The organism is Caballeronia sp. GAFFF1 (assembly GCF_023630705.1).
Taxonomy (GTDB): domain Bacteria; phylum Pseudomonadota; class Gammaproteobacteria; order Burkholderiales; family Burkholderiaceae; genus Caballeronia.
In genome coordinates, this window is record NZ_JALQEM010000024.1 from 1 (window position 1) to 636 (window position 636).

General features: G+C 55.0%; 1 protein-coding gene and 3 tRNA genes. All 4 read right to left on the minus strand.

The window, feature by feature from the left end:
- A partial coding sequence (locus tag NCR37_RS12465; RefSeq protein ID WP_229809745.1) for a GTP-binding protein occupies positions 1-122 on the minus strand: 122 nt, incomplete at its 3' end.
- 62 nt (positions 123-184) lie between these two features.
- Positions 185-259, minus strand: a tRNA-Thr gene (locus NCR37_RS12470).
- Positions 260-275: 16 nt separating this feature from the next.
- A tRNA-Gly gene (locus NCR37_RS12475) sits at positions 276-349 on the minus strand.
- A gap of 30 nt (positions 350-379) precedes the next feature.
- A tRNA-Tyr gene (locus NCR37_RS12480) sits at positions 380-465 on the minus strand.
- Between the last annotated feature and the right edge of the window lie 171 nt (positions 466-636).

Below are 636 nucleotides of genomic sequence, written 5' to 3' on the forward strand. Positions count from 1 at the left end.
CCGAACTTCTTGGTCAGCACCGTCGTGATCGCTGCCGTCAGCGTGGTCTTGCCGTGGTCAACGTGACCGATCGTGCCGACGTTCACGTGCGGCTTGGTCCGCTCGAATTTACCTTTGGCCATTTTCGACTCCTAACAGGATTTTCGCACCTTGCGCCGCGCGCAACTTACTAGACTGATACAGCTGGTGCCCATGGGCAGGATCGAACTGCCGACCTCTCCCTTACCAAGGGAGTGCTCTACCACTGAGCCACATGGGCACTACAAAACCGACACTGGAGCGGGTGAAGGGAATCGAACCCTCGTCATAAGCTTGGAAGGCTTCTGCTCTACCATTGAGCTACACCCGCGAGGGTTGGATTCCCTTACCGCTTGAATTCTGGTGGAGGAGGTTGGATTCGAACCAACGTAGGCGTAAGCCAACAGATTTACAGTCTGCCCCCTTTAGCCACTCGGGCACCCCTCCGCAGAGAACTATCGATTATGGGGTAACAACACGGGGTTGTCAAGTGCTTCTTGCGAAGCGAATCGATGAGGCTCTCACTTATAGCAGCCGCCCCAAACGCAAAAACCCCACCTTTGTGGGGTGGGGTTTTTGTTTAGGGCAAGGGGAGCCTGACGATTACCTACTTTCACA